This window comes from Streptomyces sp. NPDC050549, assembly GCF_040655035.1.
GTDB lineage: Bacteria > Actinomycetota > Actinomycetes > Streptomycetales > Streptomycetaceae > Streptomyces.
On record NZ_JBFAJD010000017.1, the window covers coordinates 64,069 to 80,743 of the forward strand.

Here is a 16,675-nt window from a genome sequence, read left to right on the forward strand (position 1 = left end):
GGGCGGCCGGTCAGGATCGCCTTCTCCAGGGGGGACGTACCAGCTCTACCCCGAGCGGGCCGAGACGCGTGAGCTGTGTGTCTCCAACACCGTTGGCGCCGACCAGCGTTACCGGGACAAGAAGATCGGGCTGCTGATCGAGGACATGCACGACGTCACCGTCGACGGCGGCGGGGCGAAGCTCGTCCACCACGGTCCGCAGACGGCGTTCGCGTCGATCCGATCGACCGATGTGACCTTCCAGAACTTCTCGTTCGACCACACGGCCCCCGAGGTCGTCGACGCGACCGTCGCATCCGCCGGTGTCGGCGACGGACACGCCTACCGCGTCCTGTCGATCCCGGCCGACAGCCCGTACCAGGTGAACGGCACGCACATCATCTGGCTCGGCGAGCGGAGCCCGGCCACCGGACAGCCGTACCGGCAGGGTGAGGACGGACTCCAGTACACCCAGATCCACGACCCCGAGGCGCAGAGGACCTGGCGCGGGGACAACCCCCTCTTCAACGACGTCTCCAAGGTCACCGACCTCGGCGACCGCCGGATCCGCATCGACTACACCACCGCGTCACAGCCGTCGGACGCCGGTCTCGTCTACCAGATGCGGCTGATCGAGCGCACGGAGCCGGGCGCCTTCATCTGGCAGTCCAAGGACGTCACGATGCGCTCGATGAACGCCTACCACCTCCAGTCCTTCGGTGTGGTGGGACAGTTCAGCGAGAACGTCACCATCGACAGGGTGAACTTCGCGCCCGATCCGAAGTCCGGCCGCTCGACGGCCTCGTTCGCGGACTTCGTGCAGATGTCCGGCGTGCAGGGCAGGGTCTCCATCACCCGGAGCCTCTTCGACGGCCCACAGGACGACCCGATCAACATCCACGGCACCTACCTCGAAGTGGTCGGACAGCCGGCACCGAACACCCTCACCCTCGCCTGCGAGCACCCGCAGACCGCCGGGTTCCCGCAGTTCGCCCCGGGTGACGAGGTCGGGTTCACCACCCAGCGCACGATGACCCCGGCGGCGGACCCGCACGCGAAGGTCACGGCCGTGGACGGCCCCAGCGGCATGGACCACGACAAGCCACTGACCACGATGAACGTCACCTTCGACCGGCCGGTGCCCGCCGGGGTGCGGATCGGCGGCACGGTCGTCGAGAACATCACGGCCACCCCGTCGGTCGTCATCTCCGGCAACACGTTCCGCAACGTGCCAACCCGCGGCATCCTGGTCACCACCCGCAAGCCCGTCCTGATCAGCGGCAACCACTTCGACGCGATGTCCATGGCCAGCATCTACGTCTCCGCCGACGCCTACCAGTGGTTCGAGTCCGGCCCGGTGGCCCACCTGACGATCCGCGACAACTCCTTCACCCGGCCCACGGGTCCCGTCCTCTTCGTGGAGCCCACCAACCAGGTGGTCGACCCGGCGAACCCCGTGCACCACAACATCGCGGTCGAGCACAACTCCTTCGACATCGGTGACGTGACGGTGGTCAACGCCAAGAGCGTCGACGGCTTCACCTTCGGCGGCAACACGGTCCGCCGGCTGGCCGAACCGGACGCGCCGCCGTACACCTCGCCGCTGTTCGTCTTCCACGGCAGTACGGGGATCAAGATCGCCCACAGTCACTACGACAAGGGCCTCGACACCTCGGTGGTCTCCGACTGAGGGAATCCCCGCCCGCCGTGCGCCGTTGTGCCACGCATCAGACTCCGCACGCACATCAAGGAGGCCGAGCGTGTACGGCGACTCAGCAACGGTCCGCAAGATCCTCACCGAGTCCGGTGACACCTGGGCGGTCGTGGGCCTGTCCTCGAACCGGTCCCGCGCGGCGTACGGCGTGGCGGAGGTTCTGCAGCGGTTCGGCAAGCGCGTCGTCCCCGTCCACCCCAAGGCGGAGACGGTGCACGGCGAGCAGGGGTACGCCTCGCTCGCGGACATCCCCTTCGAGGTCGACGTCGTCGACGTGTTCGTCAACAGCGACCTCGCCGGGGCGGTCGCGGACGAGGCGGTCGCCAAGGGCGCGAAGGCCGTCTGGTTCCAGCTCGGCGTGATCGACGAGGACGCCCATGAGCGGACCCGGGCGGCCGGCCTGGACATGGTGATGGACCGCTGCCCGGCAATCGAGATCCCGAGGCTTGGCCGCAGCTCAGGCTGACACGGTAAGAAGGCGCCGCAAGAAGCCTGTGAACATGTCAAAGAACACCTCGAAGACAAGTCAAATTTCAGGCAACGGACTTCTGTAAATATTCATTCATTCCTAGCCTGAGGCCTCCCGTCCGTTAAGCATCCGTGCTGACTTCGAGAGGCCTCTTGACATGGTGAGCGTTGAACAATCCGTTCCGGAGGCCACCAGGGATCCGAGCGGCTTGCGGAGGGACGTCGGCCTGATCGGGCTGATGTGGGCATCCGTCGGCTCCATCATCGGCTCCGGGTGGTTGTACGGCGCCCACGACGCGGTCATCCAGGCCGGCCCCTCGGCGATCATCTCGTGGGTGATCGGCGCGGTCGCGATCGTGCTGCTGGCACTGGTGCACGCCGAACTCGGCGGCATGTTCCCGGTGGCGGGCGGCACGGCCCGCTACCCGCACTACGCCTTCGGCGGACTGGCGGGCATGTCCTTCGGCTGGTTCTCCTGGCTCCAGGCCGCGACCGTGGCACCGATCGAGGTCGAGGCCATGATCGGCTACGCCGGTCACTGGTCGTGGGCGAAGCACTTCCAGCACGCCGACAAGACCCTGACGACCACCGGTCTGCTGGTGGCGATCGTGCTCATGGCGGCCTTCGTCGCGGTGAACTTCTTCGGCGTACGGGTGCTCGCGCACACCAACAGCGCGGCGACCTGGTGGAAGATAGCCGTTCCGCTGGCCACGATCTTCATCGTCGCCGTCGGCAACTTCCACCCCGCCAACTTCCACTCGGAGGGCTTCGCGCCCTTCGGCGCCAAGGGCGTCCTCACCGCGATCAGCACCAGCGGCATCATCTTCGCGCTGCTCGGCTTCGAACAGGCCATCCAGCTGGCGGGCGAGAGCCGCAACCCGAAGCGGGACCTGCCGCGCGCCACGCTCGGCTCGGTCGCGATCGGTGCCGTCATCTATGTCCTGCTCCAGGTGGTGTTCATCGCCGCACTGCCGCACAGCTCCTTCGCAAACGGCTGGGGCCACCTCGCGTTCAAGGGCGACAGCGGCCCGTGGGCCGGCCTCGCGACCCTGGTCGGCCTCGGCTGGCTGGCCTGGATCCTCTACCTGGACGCGATCATCTCCCCCGGTGGCACCGGCCTGATCTACACCACCGCCACCTCCCGCGTCTCCTACGGCCTGGCGAAGAACGGCTACGCCCCGAAGATCTTCACGAAGACCGACGCGCGCGGTGTGCCGTGGTTCGGCCTGATCATGTCCTTCGTGACCGGCGTGATCTGCTTCCTGCCGTTCCCCAGCTGGCACAAGCTGGTCGGTTTCATCACCTCGGCGAGCGTGCTGATGTACGCGGGCGCCCCGCTGGCCTACGGCGTCTTCGCCGACAAGCTGCCGCGCCTGGAACGCCCGTACCGGCTGCCGGCCGGCAAGCTGATCTCCCCGCTGTCGTTCGTGGTCGCCAACCTGATCATCTACTGGGCCGGCTGGGACACCCTGTGGCGGCTCGGCCTGGCGATCCTGCTCGGCTACCTCCTGCTCGGTGGATACGCCTACTACGCCCACAGCAACAACCTGCCGGACGCGCCCCGCCTGGACTTCCGGGCCGCGCAGTGGCTGCCGGTCTACCTCCTGGGCATGGGCCTGATCTCCTGGCAGGGCGGCTTCGGCGGCCAGGGCAACATCCCGCTGTGGTGGGACATCCTGATCATCGCCGCCTTCTCCCTCGGCATCTACTACTGGGCCAAGGCGACTTCGTCCACGGTCGAGGACATCGAGCGCAGCATCGACGAGGTCGTGATCACGGACGCGCCCGCGCACTGACCTCCCCTGCCACTCCGGCGAACATCGAGCAAGACCCTGAATATCAGGCGGAATTACTCAGAACACAGAACGGGGAACCAGCACACAGTGAAGACCAGAAACCTGCGGACCGCCGCCCTGGCCCTCCTTGTGCCGCTTCTGACCACCGTCTTCGTCGTCACCGGCACCGGCGCCGCGTTCGCGTAGGCGCATGAGTGCTCGACTCACCAAGTGACGACAGAGGAGTCGAACATGGTGTGCCTCGAAGTGAAGGGCACCGGCCGGACCGTCAGTTCAATCTACGGGCGCTTCACGGGGATTTCGGGCAAGCCGAAGCTGACGCTGTACATCAACGGGAAGCCGGCCTCCAGCAAGAAGTCGCCGAAGTCGGAAGACGACCATGGCGTCTGCTTCCCCGCGAAGTTCAACAAGAAGTACGCCAACGGGACCACCATGCGGCTCTGTCCGAGCGAGGTCACCGGCGACATCGCCGCCAAGAGCCTCTGTACCACCCCCATCAAGATCCACTCCTGATCCAACTCCCTCCGCGATCCGAACCGGCCGCCCTCCAGGCGGCCGGTTTTCGGTTGTCGGGACGCCGTCATACTGGGCCGGTGACTTCTGCCTCCCCCCACCCCAACTCACCGTCCGCTCCCCGCTTTCCGGTCGTCGTCGTGGGTGCCGGTCCCGCCGGGCTCACCGTCGGCAACATCCTGCGCGCGGCCGGAGTCGACTGTCTGATCCTGGAGACCGAGACCAGAGAGTTCATCGAACAGCGACCACGGGCCGGAGTGATTGAGGAGTGGGCCGTCCGTGGACTAGCGCAACGGGGGCTCGCGCAGACCCTGTTGGAGCGGGCACAGCGGCACACCCAGTGCGAGTTCCGCTTCGGCGGGCAGCGGCACCGATTCTCCTACACAGAGCTGACGGGGCATCATCACTACGTCTATCCGCAGCCGTTGCTGGTGACGGACCTGGTACGGGAGTACGCGGACGTGCGGGGCGGCGAGATCCGCTTCGGCGTGCGGGACGTCGAGCTGCACGACCTGGACACCGAACGCCCGGCGGTCTCGTACACCGACCCCGAGACCGGTCAACGGCAGCTCGTGCACGGGGACTTCGTCGCGGGCTGCGACGGTGCGCGCGGGGTGAGCCGGGCCGCGATACCTCCGGAGCGGGCCCGCACCGCGCGGCACGACTACGGCATAGCCTGGCTCGCGCTGCTCGCCGAGGCACCGCCGTCCTCGGACTGCGTCCTGTTCGGCGTCCATCCGCGCGGTTTCGCCGGGCACATGGCGCGCAGCCCCGAAGTCACCCGCTACTACCTGGAGTGTCCGCCCGGCGACGACCCCGCCGACTGGCCGGACGACCGTGTCTGGTCCGAGCTTCAGCACCGGCTCGCCGCGACCGGTGCCCCGCCGCTGACCGAGGGCCGGCTGATCGAGAAGCGCGTGCTCGACATGCACAACTACGTTGTCGAACCCTTGGCGTTCGGCCGGCTCTACCTCGCGGGCGACGCCGCCCACCTCACCGCGCCCATCGCCGCGAAGGGCATGAACCTCGCCCTGCACGACGCGTTCCTGCTCGGCGACGCGCTCGTCGCCCACCTCACGAGGGGCGAATCGGCGGGCCTGGGCGGCTACTCCGAGGCCTGCCTGGGCCGGGTCTGGGAGTACCAGGAGTTCTCCCGCTGGCTCTCCGAGGTGTACCACGGCGCCTCGTCCGGCGACCCGTACCTCGCGGGCACCACCCTCGCCCGGCTGCGCCGGGTCTTCCAATCCCCTTCCGCAGGGCTCGCGTTCGCGGAGTCGTACCTCGGCAAGGACTCGGTCGGCTGACGGACCGTCAGTCGTGCGGCGGGCGGTCGCTCAGCCGGTGGTCCGCCACGTTCAGCGCCTCGTCGACGAGCCGTCGTAGATGACCGTCGCTCAACGAGTAGATCACCCTGCGGCCCTCCTTGCGCGTGGTCACCAGTCCCGCGAGACGCAGCCGCGCCAGGTGCTGGCTGACGGCCGGGCGGGCCGCGTCGCACGCCTCCGTGAGCGTGGTGACGTCGGACTCGCCCGCCGTCAGGGCATGGAGGAGGGTCAGCCGGGTGCGGTCGCCGAGGAGGGCCAGGAGTTCGGCCGCCAGCGCGAACTGTTCCTCGCCCGGGGTGCGCGGGTGCGCATCGTGCGCAGGTGATAGGTGCGTGCGTGCGCTCATACGCACATAATGGTCCTGTGGACGCCGTACGTCCACCCGCGCACCGGAAGGGGACGCACGTGAGCGACCAGCACCACCACGGCCACGGCCACGGCCATGACCACGAGCATCACCATCATCACCACGCTCCCAAGGGTCTCCGCCGCCGTCTCACCCATCTCCTCACCCCCCACTCCCACGAGACCGCCGACAAACTCGACTCCGCCCTGGAGTCCTCGGCCCGCGGTATGCGCGCCCTGTGGGTGTCGCTCGCGGTACTCGGTACGACGGCGCTGGTGCAGGCGGTCGTGGTCGTGGTGTCCGGGTCGGTCGCGCTGCTCGGCGACACGGTGCACAACGCGGCGGACGCGCTGACCGCCGTACCGCTGGGCATCGCGTTCGTGCTCGGCCGCCGCGCGGCGACCCGGCGCTTCACCTACGGCTACGGCCGGGCCGAGGACCTGGCCGGTATCGCGATCGTGCTGACGATCGCCGCGTCCGCGGCCTTCGCGGCCTGGGCCGCGGTGGACCGGCTGCTCGATCCGCGGCCCGTCACGCATGTCATGGCGGTCGCGGGGGCGGCGCTGGCCGGCTTCGTCGGCAACGAGTGGGTGGCCAGGTACCGGATCCGGGTCGGGCGGGAGATCGGGTCGGCCGCGCTGGTCGCCGACGGACTGCACGCCCGTACCGACGGGTTCACCTCGCTGGCCGTGCTGATCGGTGCCGGCGGCTCGGCGCTGGGGTGGCAACTCGCCGATCCCCTCGTGGGGTTGGCGATCACGGCCGCGATCGCGCTGGTGCTGCGGGACGCGGCGCGCGAGGTGTTCCGGCGGGTGATGGACGCCGTGGATCCCGAACTCGTGGACCGGGCCGAACATGCCGTCCGCGAGGTCGAAGGGGTGCGCGGGGTGGGCGAGCTGCGGCTGCGCTGGATCGGGCACCGGCTGCGCGCCGAGGTGGCGGTGGTCGTGGACGGGGAGGCGACGGTACGGCAGGCCCATGCCGTCGCCGTGGCGGCGGAACACGCGCTGCTGCACGCGGTACCGAGACTCACCGCGGCACTGGTGCACGCCGATCCGGCACCGGTGCCCGGCGAGGCCGACCCGCACGGGGAGTTGGCCCACCACCACAGCACGGCCTGAGTCCAGGAGCCGGTCAGGCGACGCCCAGCCCCTCCAGCACCACCGCGCCCGGGATCTCGGCGAACGCCTTGCCGGGGACGAGGAGTTTGCCGCGGCGGCGTCCGCTGCCGACCAGGACGTACGGGAGGTCGACGACGGCGGAGTCCACCAACACCGGCCAGTCGGCAGGGAGTCCGATGGGTGTGATGCCGCCGAACTCCATGCCGCTCTCGCCGGTCGCCGTGTCCATCGACGCGAACGAGGCCTTGCGGGCGCCGAGTTGGCGGCGGACCACGCCGTTGACATCGGCACGGGTGGTGGACAGGACCACACAGGCGGCCAGCGTCGTCTCGCCGCCGCGCTTCCCGGCAACGACCACACAGTTCGCGGACTGCCCCAGCAACTCCTCGCCGTAGTGTTCGACGAAGGTGGCGGTGTCGGCCCACTCCGGGTCGGTGTCGACGTAGACGATCTGGTCGGCCGGGACACTGCCGCGCCAGCCGCGCACCGCCTCGGCGACCGGGCGGGTCAGTTCGTCGAGGCAGTCCGGGGCGGGGGTGGCGTGGTCGAAGTGTCCGATGGGTGCGCGCATGACGGCACGCTAACAGTCGTGCGGCGGCCGTTCACGGGGTGTCGCGGTGCACCGGCGGGACGGACACCGCCATCACCATCTCCATCGGCACCTCGCCCCGATTCCCGTAGACGTGCGGGGTGTTGGCCTCGAAGGTGGCGCTCGCGCCGGCCGGGACGAGGTGGTCCTCGCCGTCCACGGTGAGGGTCAGCTCGCCGGTGGTGACATGGACGAGTTCGACGGTGCCGGTGGGGTGGGGCTCGGAGGGGCTGCTCTCCCCCGGCATCAGCCGCCAGTCCCACATCTCCAGCGGTCCGGGCGCCTCGGTGCCGGCGAGGAGGCGGTTGTAGCTGCCGGCCTCGGTGTGCCAGAGCCGTACCGCGCGCTCGGCGGGAACGACACGGACCTTCGGGCCCTGTTCGTAGTCGAGCAGGGTGGTGATGCTGACGCCGAGGGCGTCACCGATCTTGACGACCGTACCGATGCTGGGATTGGTGCGCGCCTGCTCGATCTGGATGAGCATGCCCCGGCTCACGGCGGCCCGCGCGGCCAGCACGTCCAGGGTGAAGCCGCGCACCGAGCGCCAGTGCTTGACGTTGCGCGCCAGGGACTGGTTCAGCAGGTCGAGGTCCGACACGTTCCGCCCATACCTTCAGTTCAATATTATGGATGACAGAGTTTACTTTGTTGAACTACGGTGTGATGCACCGATTGTTCACCGAACTGTACTGCGAGGCACCCCGTGACAGCATTCTTCGCCCTGGCCACCAGCCTCCTGTGGGGTCTGGCCGACTTCGGCGGAGGTCTGCTGACCCGGCGGTCCCCGGCGCTGACGGTGGTCGTGGTGTCGCAGGGGATCGCGGCGGCCGTGCTCGGCACGGTCGTGGTCGCCACCGGGGGCTGGAGCGAGGCCGGGCCGCGACTGTGGTTCGCGTTCGCGGCGGGGCTGGTGGGGCCGGTCGCGCTGCTCGCCTTCTACAAGGCACTCGCGCTGGGCCCGATGGGCGTGGTCTCGCCGCTCGCCACGCTGAGCGTGGCCGTGCCGGTCGGCGTCGGGCTGTTCCTCGGGGAGCGGCCCGGGCTGATGCAGGTGGCGGGCATCGCGGTCGCCGTCACCGGGGTCGTACTGGCGGGCGGTCCGCAGTTGCGGGGGGCGCCCGTGCAGCGGCAGACCATCCTGCTGACGCTGATCGCCGCGCTCGGCTTCGGCACGGTGTTCGCGCTGATCGCGGAGGCGTCCACCGGCGTCACCGGTCTGTTCCTCGCCCTGTTCGTGCAGCGGCTGACGAACGTGGCCACGGGCGGGGCCGCGCTCTACGTCTCCGTACGACGCGGCGGGACCGCGCTCCCGGAGGGCGGCTTCCGCTGGGGTTCGCTGCCGGCGCTGGCCTTCGTGGGCCTGGCCGACGTGGCGGCCAACGGGACGTATTCCGTTGCCGCGCAGCATGGGCCGGTGACCGTGGCGGCGGTGCTCGCCTCGCTCTATCCGGTGGTCACGTCCCTGGCCGCGCGCGGATTCCTCAGCGAGCGGTTGCGGGCGGTACAGGCCGCCGGGGCGGGGCTCGCGCTGGTGGGGACGTTGTTGCTGGCCACGGGGTGAGCCCTCAGGCCTCGGCGTCCAGTTCCGCCAGCCGCGCGATCGTGTCGTCGTCGAGTTCGGCGAGCCGGGCCGCGGTCTCCTCGTCCAGGCCCGCGAGCGCGTTCAGCTGGTCAGGGGTGACGCCCTCGGGGATCGGTACCGGCGCGGGCGTCCGCAGCGGTGGCTGCCAGCCCTCGGCCGGAGTCCAGCGGCGTACGACCCGCGCGGGCGCGCCCGCCACCACGGCGTGGTCCGGCACCGTGCCCCGGACCACCGCGCCGGCCGCCACCACCACGTTCCGGCCGATCCGCGCACCCGGCAGGATCACCGCGCCGGTGCCGACCCAGCAGCCCGGGCCGATCTCGACGGGTTCCATGCGCGGCCACTGCTTGCCGATGGGCTCGTGCGGGTCGTCGTAGGAATGGTTCGTGGAGGTGACGTAGACGTACGGGCCGAAGTAGCAGTCACTGCCGATGGTGACCGTCGTGTCCGCGATGACATGGCTGCCGCGGCCGAGGACCACCCCGTCGCCGAGGCGCAGGATGGGGTCGGGGCCGAGGTCGAGGTCGGGCATCAGGCCCGCGGTGAGGGTGACCTGCTCGCCGACGATGCAGTGGGCGCCGAGGTGGATCCACGGTTCGCCGAAGACGGTGCCCAGCGGGAAGGCGAGTCTGGTACCTGTTCCCATCGCACCGAAGCGGAACCGTCCGGGGTGTGCGGCGGTCACGGAGCCCGTGCGCTGCACCCAGGCCCAGCCCGCGTGGACGGCGCGTTGCGCGAGGTGGCGCCGCCATTCTGAGAACGTGTTCTTGCGCTTGGGCACCCGCTCACGGTACTCAGCGTGAGCCGCACCCATGAGGTCCGGCCGCTGTGATCTTCGCCCTACCGCATGACGTACGGTGCGGGTGTCTTCGACGAGAGGGAGAGCACGATGACGCACAAGGCGTTGATCACGGGCATCGGCGGCCGGGAACCGAAGATCGACGAGGATGCGTTCGTCGCCCCCACGGCGTCGGTGATCGGGGATGTGACGGTGTCGGCGGGGGCGAGCGTCTGGTACGGCGCCGTGTTGCGCGGTGACGTCGAGCGGATCGCCGTCGGGGCGAGCAGCAATATTCAGGACAACTGCACGCTGCATGCCGACCCCGGGTTTCCGGTGAGCGTCGGGCAGCGGGTGTCCGTGGGGCACAACGCCGTTGTGCACGGGGCGACCGTTGAGGACGACTGCTTGATCGGGATGGGGGCCACGGTGCTCAACGGGGCGGTGATCGGGGCGGGTTCGCTCGTTGCCGCGCAGGCGTTGGTGCCGCAGGGGATGGTTGTGCCGGCGGGGTCACTGGTCGCGGGGGTGCCGGCGAAGGTTCGGCGGGAGTTGAGTGCCGAGGAGCGGGAGGGGTTGACCCTCAACGGGACCATGTATGCGGAGTTGGCGAAGGCGCATCGGGAAGTGCACTCGTAGACCGGCCGGCGGGTGCGGGTTCGTCGTGGCTGGTCGCGCAGTTCCCCGCGCCCCTGAATTACTCGCCGGCGTTGACTGGTTCGGGTTGGTTCTTCTCTGCTGACATCTTCTGGGCCTTGCGCCTGACCATCAGCATCGAGGCCAGGCCCACCAGGACGGCTGCTGCCAGGCCGAAGTACGAGAAGCGCTTGAGCCAGTCCTCGGCGACGATTCCTACGTAGTAGACGACTGCCGTGGTGCCGCCCGCCCAGATGACTCCGCCGAGGAGGTTGGCGGTCAGGAACTTCCAGTAGGGCATGTGCAGTACGCCTGCGAGCGGGCCGGCGAAGATGCGGAGCAGGGCGATGAAGCGGCCGAAGAAGACGGCCCACATGCCCCATTTTTCGAAGGACCGCTCGGCGGTGGCGACATGGCCCTCGCTGAAGTGCCCGGGGAACTTGTTGCCGAGCCAGGCGAGCAGGGGGCGTCCGCCCTTGCGGCCGATCGCGTAGCCGATGGAGTCGCCGATCACCGCGCCGAGGCTGGCGCAGGCCCCGAGGACGATCGGGTTGATGCCGGAGTGCTGAGAGGAGAGCAGTGCCGCCGAGACCAGGACGATCTCGCCCGGCAGCGGGATGCCCAGACTCTCCACCCCGATGACCAGCGCCACCACGGCGTAGACGGCCACCGGCGGAACCGTGTCGAGCCATTCCTGGACGTGCAACGCCGGTCCTCCCGAATTCACGTACTGCCTTGCGGGCGTGCGCCGCGCAAAAGGGCACACTCGGGAAGCCTACCGCTCGGCGTCATGCGGCGACGCCCCGCCGATCGACCGCATCGGAACCGCTCCGTTACCTACTGGGCGGGCAGAAAGGGCTCCCACCTCCCTCGACTCACTTAAGGTAGCCTTGCCTAAGTTGGCCGGTTTCCGGAGGGTGGCTGGTGGGAGCAGGGGAACTGTCGGGGCGGGACGTCCTGGCGCGCTCGGTCAAGGGACAGCAACGAAGCGTCGCTCTCGGCTCGGCGCTCGGATGCGTGCACCAACTGGGGGAAGCCCTGGTGCCGGTGCTCATCGGTGTCGTCATCGACCAGGCCGTCGCCGGTCGGAACGCCGGACGTCTGATGCTCTGGCTCGGCGTACTGGCCCTCATGTACGTGACGCTGTCGTGGAGTTTCCGGCTGGGCGCCAAGGCCGGTGAGCGCGGTGCCGAAGAGGCCGCGCACACACTCCGGTTGGCGATCGTGGGCCGGGTGCTCGATGCCCGCGGCGGGGCCGAGGAGGGACGGCTGCCCGGCGAGCTCGCCAACGTGGCCACCGAGGACGCCAAGCGGGTCGGCGCGGTCAACATGGCTTTGATGAGCGGGATTTGGGCGATCGCGGGCGTCGCCGTGAGTGCCGTCGCGCTGCTGCTGATCTCCGTGACGCTCGGACTGATCGTACTGCTGGGGACGCCTGTTCTGCTGTGGCTGGGGCATCTGCTGTCCAAGCCCTTGGAGCGGCGCAGCGAGGCCGAGCAGGACCGGGCCGCCCATGCCTCGGGCGTGGCCGCCGACCTGGTGGCCGGGCTGCGGGTACTGAAGGGGCTGGGCGCTCAGCAGGCGGCCGTCGAGCGGTATCGGCGTACGAGTCGTATCTCCCTTGCCGCCACGCTGCGTTCGGCGCGTGCCGAGTCCTGGCAGACCGGGCTCGTGCTCGCGCTCACGGGTGGGTTCATCGCGCTGATCGCCCTGGTGGGCGGGCGGCTCGCCCTCAACGGGTCTCTTACGTTGGGGCAGTTGGTGTCGGCGGTGGGGCTCGCGCTGTTCCTGCTGGGGCCGTTGGAGACGTTCGCGTGGGTCAACGCCGAGCTGGCGCAGGGCCGCGCCTCGGCCGCCCGGGTCGCGGAGGTGCTCGCCGCCGGGCCCGCCGTCGTTGACGGTGACGACCCGGTCGCCGAGCCCGTGCGCGGTGAACTGCGACTGCGGGGCCTACGGCTCGGCGGCCTCGACGGCGTCGATCTCGACCTGCGCGCCGGGCAGTTGACCGGCATCGCGGTGACGGATCCGGCCGGCGCCGAGGCCCTGTTGCGCTGCCTGGGCCGGGAGACCGACCCCGAGTCGGGTTCGGTGGAGCTGGACGGCGTAGCGCTGACTCGGCTGGATCCGACGGGACTTCGGGCGGCGGTGCTGGTCGCCGCCCATGACGCGGCCCTGTTCGAGGGTTCGCTGGCGGCCAACGTGACTCCGGAGGAGGAGCCGGAGAGCGGAGAGACCGGCCTTCGCACCGAGCGCGCCATGGCCGCCGCCCGCGCCGACGAAGTCGCCGAGTCCCTGCCGTACGGCACCGCCACCGGTGTGGGTGAGGGCGGCCGGTCCCTCTCGGGCGGGCAGCGTCAACGCGTTCTGCTGGCACGGGCGTTGCGTGCCGGGTCGCCCGTCCTGGTCGTGCACGACCCGACCACTGCCGTCGACACGGTGACCGAGGCCCGCATCGCGGAGGGGCTGCGCGAGTTCCGGCAGGGCCGCACCACGATCGTCGTGACCAACAGCCCGGCGCTTCTCGCCGTCACCGACCACGTGATCCTCCTCGACGCCGGGCGCGTCGGCGCCGAGGGCACCCACGCGGAGCTGGTACGGACCGACGCGACCTACCGGACGGCGGTGCTGGCATGACGACGGAAGACATGGGGACGGCGGGCTCCGACCGCACCCTGCTCCCCACCGCCACGCCCGCCCGGACCCGCTCCGCGGTCCGTGAACTCCTGCGTCCGCAGCGGGGGTTGGCCGTCGCCGGGTTCGGCCTGATGGTGGTCGCCACGGCCGTCGGGCTGCTCACCCAGCCGCTGCTGGGCCATATCGTCGACGTGGTCACCGAGCGCCGCTCCCCCGACGCGCTCACGCTGCCCGTGGTCGCACTGGCCGGAGTGGCCCTCGTCCAGGGCCTGACCACCGCACTCGGCATGTCGCTGGTGTCCCGGCTCGGCGAGACCGCGCTCGCCCGGCTGCGTGAACTGTTCGTCGAGCGTGCGCTGTCGCTGCCCCTGGACCGGGTCGAGAAGGCCGGGTCCGGCGACCTCAACTCCCGTGTGACGCGGGACGTTTCACGGGTCGCGGACGCAGTGCGCGGCGCGCTGCCCGAGCTGGCGCGGTCCGCGCTGTCGATCGTGCTGACGCTGGGCGCGCTCGCCCTGCTGGACTGGCGCTTCCTGCTCGCCGCGCTGATCGCCGTGCCGGTGCAGGCGCACACCGCCCGCTGGTATGTGCGCAACGCCGTTCCCCTGTACGCCAAGGAGCGCATCGCGACCGGGACCCAGCAGCAGCAGTTGCTGGACACCATCGGCGGGGCGCGGACCGTGCGGGCCTACCGGCTGCAGCAGGGGCACACCCGGCAGGTCACCGAACGCTCGCGCGCGGCAGTGGAGTTGACGATGAGCGGGGTACGGCTGATGCTGCGCTTCTACAGCCGACTGCACATCGCCGAGTACCTGGGGCTGTCCGCCGTCCTGGTCACCGGGTTCCTGCTGGTGCGCGACGGTTCCGCCTCGGTCGGTACCGCCACCGCCGCCGCGCTGTACTTCCACAGTCTCTTCGGGCCGGTCAACACCGCGCTGGTACTGCTGGACGACGCCCAGTCGGCGACGGCCGGACTGGCCCGGCTGGTCGGGGTCGTGGACGAACCCGCGCCGGTGGTCACCGGGCGCTCCGTCGACCGTACGACCGCGGGCGGGCCGCCGTCCGTGACGCTGACGGGTGTCTCGCACGCGTATGTGCCGGGCCGCCCGGTGCTGCACGACGTCGACCTGGAGATCCGGCCCAAGGAGCGGGTCGCGCTGGTCGGGACGACCGGTGCGGGCAAGACGACGCTCGCCAAGCTGGTCGCGGGGCTGCACCGCCCGCAGGCGGGCCGGATCGATGTCGGCGGCGAAGAGCCGGACGAGGCCGGGCAGTTGGTCGGGCTCGTCACGCAGGAGGTCCATGTCTTCGCCGGGCCGCTCGTCGACGATCTGCGGCTGGCCCGCCCGGACGCGCATGTCGAGGAACTGCGGGAGGCGCTCGACACGGTGGGCGCCCTCGGCTGGGCCGAGGCGCTGCCGGAGGGCCTGGACACGGTCGTGGGTGACGGCGGTCATCGGCTGACCGCCGACCGCGCCCAGCAACTCGCCCTGGCCCGGCTGCTGTTGGCCGATCCGCCGGTCGTCGTGCTCGACGAGGCGACGGCGGAGGCGGGCAGTTCGGGCGCCCGTCAGCTCGACGAGGCCGCCGAACAGGCCCTGCGCGGCCGTACGGCACTGGTCGTGGCGCACCGGCTCAGCCAGGCCGCCTCCGCGGACCGGGTGGTCGTCCTCGGTGACGGCCGGGTCGTGGAGAACGGCACGCACGACGAACTCCTCGCCGCCCGGGGCCAGTACGCCGCTCTCTGGCAGGCCTGGTCCGGCAGCCGCTCCTCCGGCACCCCCTGAACCCGTCACCCCCGCCGACCCATCGCGACGAACAGAAGGATCATCCGATGCCCCGCGCCACCAGAGCCTCCCGGCTGTCCGGCCTGCTCGCCTCCGTACTCCTGCTGGCCGTCACGGCGGTGGGCTGCGGCTCCTCCGGCTCCGACTCCACCTCGTCCGCCTCCAGCACATCGGGCTCGGAGGCGAAGGCCTCCGCCGACGCGTTCCCCGTGACGATCGCCCACAAGTTCGGCAGCACGACGATCAGGTCCGAGCCCAAGCGCATCGTCACGGTCGGCCTCACCGACCAGGACGCCGTCCTCGCCCTGGGCAAGGTGCCGGTCGGCACGACCGAGTGGCTCGGCGGCTACAAGGGCGCCATCGGTCCGTGGGCCCGGGACAAGTTGGGCGGTGCTGCCGCGCCGACCGTCCTGAAGGACACCGGCACCGGCCCGCAGGTGGAGAAGATCGCCGCACTGAAGCCCGATCTGATCCTGGCCGTCTACTCGGGCCTGACCAGGGCCCAGTACCAGAGCCTGTCGCAGTTCGCGCCGGTCGTCGCGCAGCCGAAGGCATACAACGACTACGGCGTGCCGTGGCAGCAGCAGACCGAGGAGATCGGGCAGGCGCTCGGCAAGGCCGCCGAGGCCAAGACCCTGGTGGCGGGCGTCGAGGCCAAGTTCGACGCGGCGAAGAAGGCCGATCCCGCGTTCGCCGGCGCTTCCGCCGTGATGGCGACCCCGTACGAGGGCGTGTTCGTCTACGGCAGCCAGGACCCGCGCTCCCGGCTCCTGTCCGACCTGGGCTTCTCGCTGCCGAAGGGCCTCGACAAGGTCATCGGTGACACCTTCGGTGCCAACATCAGCAAGGAGCGCTACGACCTGCTGGACCAGAAGGTCGCCGTGTGGATCGTGCCGGACACCACCACGGCAGTCACCAAGCTGCACGACGACAAGATCTACGGCGACCTGAACGTGGTGAAGCAGGGCCGCGAGGTCTTCATCACGGAGACCAGCGACTACGGCAACGCCGTGTCCCTGTCCACGGTGTTGAGCATCCCCTACGTCCTGGACCGCCTCGTACCGCAGCTCGCGGCGGCGGTGGACGGCAAGACGTCGACGAAGGTGGCGCAGCCCGCCTCCTGACCCAACGGAAGGGGGGTCGGCCCGAGTTCAACACTCGGACCGGCCCCCCCTCCGTGTGCTCAGACCCCCTCGACCAGGCTCTTGGGCCGCATGTCCGTCCAGTTGGCCTCGATGTGGTCCAGGCACTCCTGCCGGGCGGCGGGTCCGTGAGCGACCGTCCAGCCGGCCGGCACGTCCACGAAGTCGGGCCACAGGCTGTACTGGCCCTCGTCGTTGACGAGGACGGAGTAGACGCCTTCGGGGTTCTCGAACGGGTTGCTCATGTCGGGGGTTCCTTGCCTCT

17 protein-coding genes are annotated in these 16,675 nt (G+C 70.2%); 11 read left to right on the forward strand and 6 right to left on the reverse strand.

Annotated elements, in window-relative coordinates:
* The first annotated feature begins 145 nt into the window (after positions 1-145).
* The 5 genes from AB0I51_RS24555 (at position 146) to AB0I51_RS24575 (ending at position 5,774) form a co-directional block, all read left to right on the forward strand.
* The gene (locus AB0I51_RS24555) at positions 146-1,669 is read left to right on the forward strand and encodes a right-handed parallel beta-helix repeat-containing protein (RefSeq protein ID WP_362978469.1); all 1,524 of its coding nucleotides are present in this window, start codon (positions 146-148) and stop codon (positions 1,667-1,669) included.
* A gap of 70 nt (positions 1,670-1,739) precedes the next feature.
* A complete protein-coding gene (locus AB0I51_RS24560; protein WP_362978471.1) occupies positions 1,740-2,159 on the forward strand; it encodes a CoA-binding protein in 420 nt (139 codons plus the stop codon).
* A gap of 160 nt (positions 2,160-2,319) precedes the next feature.
* Positions 2,320-3,957 carry an APC family permease gene (locus AB0I51_RS24565; protein ID WP_362978473.1) on the forward strand — a complete coding sequence of 546 codons (1,638 nt, stop codon included), beginning with the start codon at positions 2,320-2,322 and terminating at the stop codon, positions 3,955-3,957.
* A gap of 231 nt (positions 3,958-4,188) precedes the next feature.
* Complete coding sequence (locus AB0I51_RS24570) at positions 4,189-4,470, forward strand: hypothetical protein (RefSeq protein ID WP_362978475.1); 282 nt, start codon at positions 4,189-4,191, stop codon at positions 4,468-4,470.
* Between the two features lie 80 nt (positions 4,471-4,550).
* Positions 4,551-5,774 (forward strand): 4-hydroxybenzoate 3-monooxygenase, encoded by a 1,224-nt coding sequence (locus tag AB0I51_RS24575; RefSeq protein WP_362978477.1) that lies wholly within the window; start codon positions 4,551-4,553, stop codon positions 5,772-5,774.
* Between the two features lie 7 nt (positions 5,775-5,781).
* Here AB0I51_RS24575 and AB0I51_RS24580 read toward each other — a convergent pair whose 3' ends face one another.
* A complete protein-coding gene (locus AB0I51_RS24580) occupies positions 5,782-6,141 on the reverse strand; it encodes a metalloregulator ArsR/SmtB family transcription factor (protein ID WP_362978478.1) in 360 nt (119 codons plus the stop codon).
* Positions 6,142-6,200: 59 nt separating this feature from the next.
* Here AB0I51_RS24580 and AB0I51_RS24585 point away from each other — a divergent pair, with 59 nt between their 5' ends.
* Positions 6,201-7,262: a cation diffusion facilitator family transporter gene (locus AB0I51_RS24585; RefSeq protein WP_362978480.1), complete on the forward strand. Its 1,062-nt coding sequence runs from the start codon at positions 6,201-6,203 to the stop codon at positions 7,260-7,262.
* A 13-nt stretch (positions 7,263-7,275) separates the two neighbouring features.
* On the opposite strand, the gene AB0I51_RS24590 is transcribed toward AB0I51_RS24585, so the two are convergent.
* Positions 7,276-7,833, reverse strand: a complete 558-nt coding sequence (locus tag AB0I51_RS24590) for a YbaK/EbsC family protein (RefSeq protein WP_362978482.1) — start codon at positions 7,831-7,833, stop codon at positions 7,276-7,278.
* A 31-nt stretch (positions 7,834-7,864) separates the two neighbouring features.
* Positions 7,865-8,449 (reverse strand): XRE family transcriptional regulator, encoded by a 585-nt coding sequence (locus tag AB0I51_RS24595; RefSeq protein ID WP_362978484.1) that lies wholly within the window; start codon positions 8,447-8,449, stop codon positions 7,865-7,867.
* 105 nt (positions 8,450-8,554) lie between these two features.
* Here AB0I51_RS24595 and AB0I51_RS24600 point away from each other — a divergent pair, with 105 nt between their 5' ends.
* A complete protein-coding gene (locus tag AB0I51_RS24600; RefSeq protein ID WP_362978486.1) occupies positions 8,555-9,412 on the forward strand; it encodes an EamA family transporter in 858 nt (285 codons plus the stop codon).
* 4 nt (positions 9,413-9,416) lie between these two features.
* On the opposite strand, the gene AB0I51_RS24605 is transcribed toward AB0I51_RS24600, so the two are convergent.
* Positions 9,417-10,214 carry an acyltransferase gene (locus AB0I51_RS24605; RefSeq protein WP_362978488.1) on the reverse strand — a complete coding sequence of 266 codons (798 nt, stop codon included), beginning with the start codon at positions 10,212-10,214 and terminating at the stop codon, positions 9,417-9,419.
* A 108-nt stretch (positions 10,215-10,322) separates the two neighbouring features.
* Here AB0I51_RS24605 and AB0I51_RS24610 point away from each other — a divergent pair, with 108 nt between their 5' ends.
* Positions 10,323-10,850 (forward strand): gamma carbonic anhydrase family protein, encoded by a 528-nt coding sequence (locus AB0I51_RS24610; protein ID WP_362978490.1) that lies wholly within the window; start codon positions 10,323-10,325, stop codon positions 10,848-10,850.
* Positions 10,851-10,908: 58 nt separating this feature from the next.
* On the opposite strand, the gene AB0I51_RS24615 is transcribed toward AB0I51_RS24610, so the two are convergent.
* Positions 10,909-11,553 (reverse strand): DedA family protein, encoded by a 645-nt coding sequence (locus tag AB0I51_RS24615; protein WP_362978492.1) that lies wholly within the window; start codon positions 11,551-11,553, stop codon positions 10,909-10,911.
* A 218-nt stretch (positions 11,554-11,771) separates the two neighbouring features.
* Here AB0I51_RS24615 and AB0I51_RS24620 point away from each other — a divergent pair, with 218 nt between their 5' ends.
* Genes AB0I51_RS24620 through AB0I51_RS24630 form a run of 3 tightly spaced genes read left to right on the forward strand, consistent with a single transcriptional unit; the run spans position 11,772 to position 16,392 of the window.
* Positions 11,772-13,481, forward strand: a complete 1,710-nt coding sequence (locus tag AB0I51_RS24620; RefSeq protein ID WP_362978494.1) for an ABC transporter ATP-binding protein — start codon at positions 11,772-11,774, stop codon at positions 13,479-13,481.
* The gene (locus AB0I51_RS24625) at positions 13,478-15,268 is read left to right on the forward strand and encodes an ABC transporter ATP-binding protein (protein ID WP_362978496.1); all 1,791 of its coding nucleotides are present in this window, start codon (positions 13,478-13,480) and stop codon (positions 15,266-15,268) included. The genes AB0I51_RS24620 and AB0I51_RS24625 overlap by 4 nt, the downstream gene beginning before the upstream one ends.
* A gap of 47 nt (positions 15,269-15,315) precedes the next feature.
* Positions 15,316-16,392 (forward strand): iron-siderophore ABC transporter substrate-binding protein, encoded by a 1,077-nt coding sequence (locus AB0I51_RS24630; protein ID WP_362978498.1) that lies wholly within the window; start codon positions 15,316-15,318, stop codon positions 16,390-16,392.
* 59 nt (positions 16,393-16,451) lie between these two features.
* On the opposite strand, the gene AB0I51_RS24635 is transcribed toward AB0I51_RS24630, so the two are convergent.
* Complete coding sequence (locus AB0I51_RS24635; protein ID WP_362978500.1) at positions 16,452-16,655, reverse strand: MbtH family protein; 204 nt, start codon at positions 16,653-16,655, stop codon at positions 16,452-16,454.
* Positions 16,656-16,675: the final 20 nt, after the last annotated feature.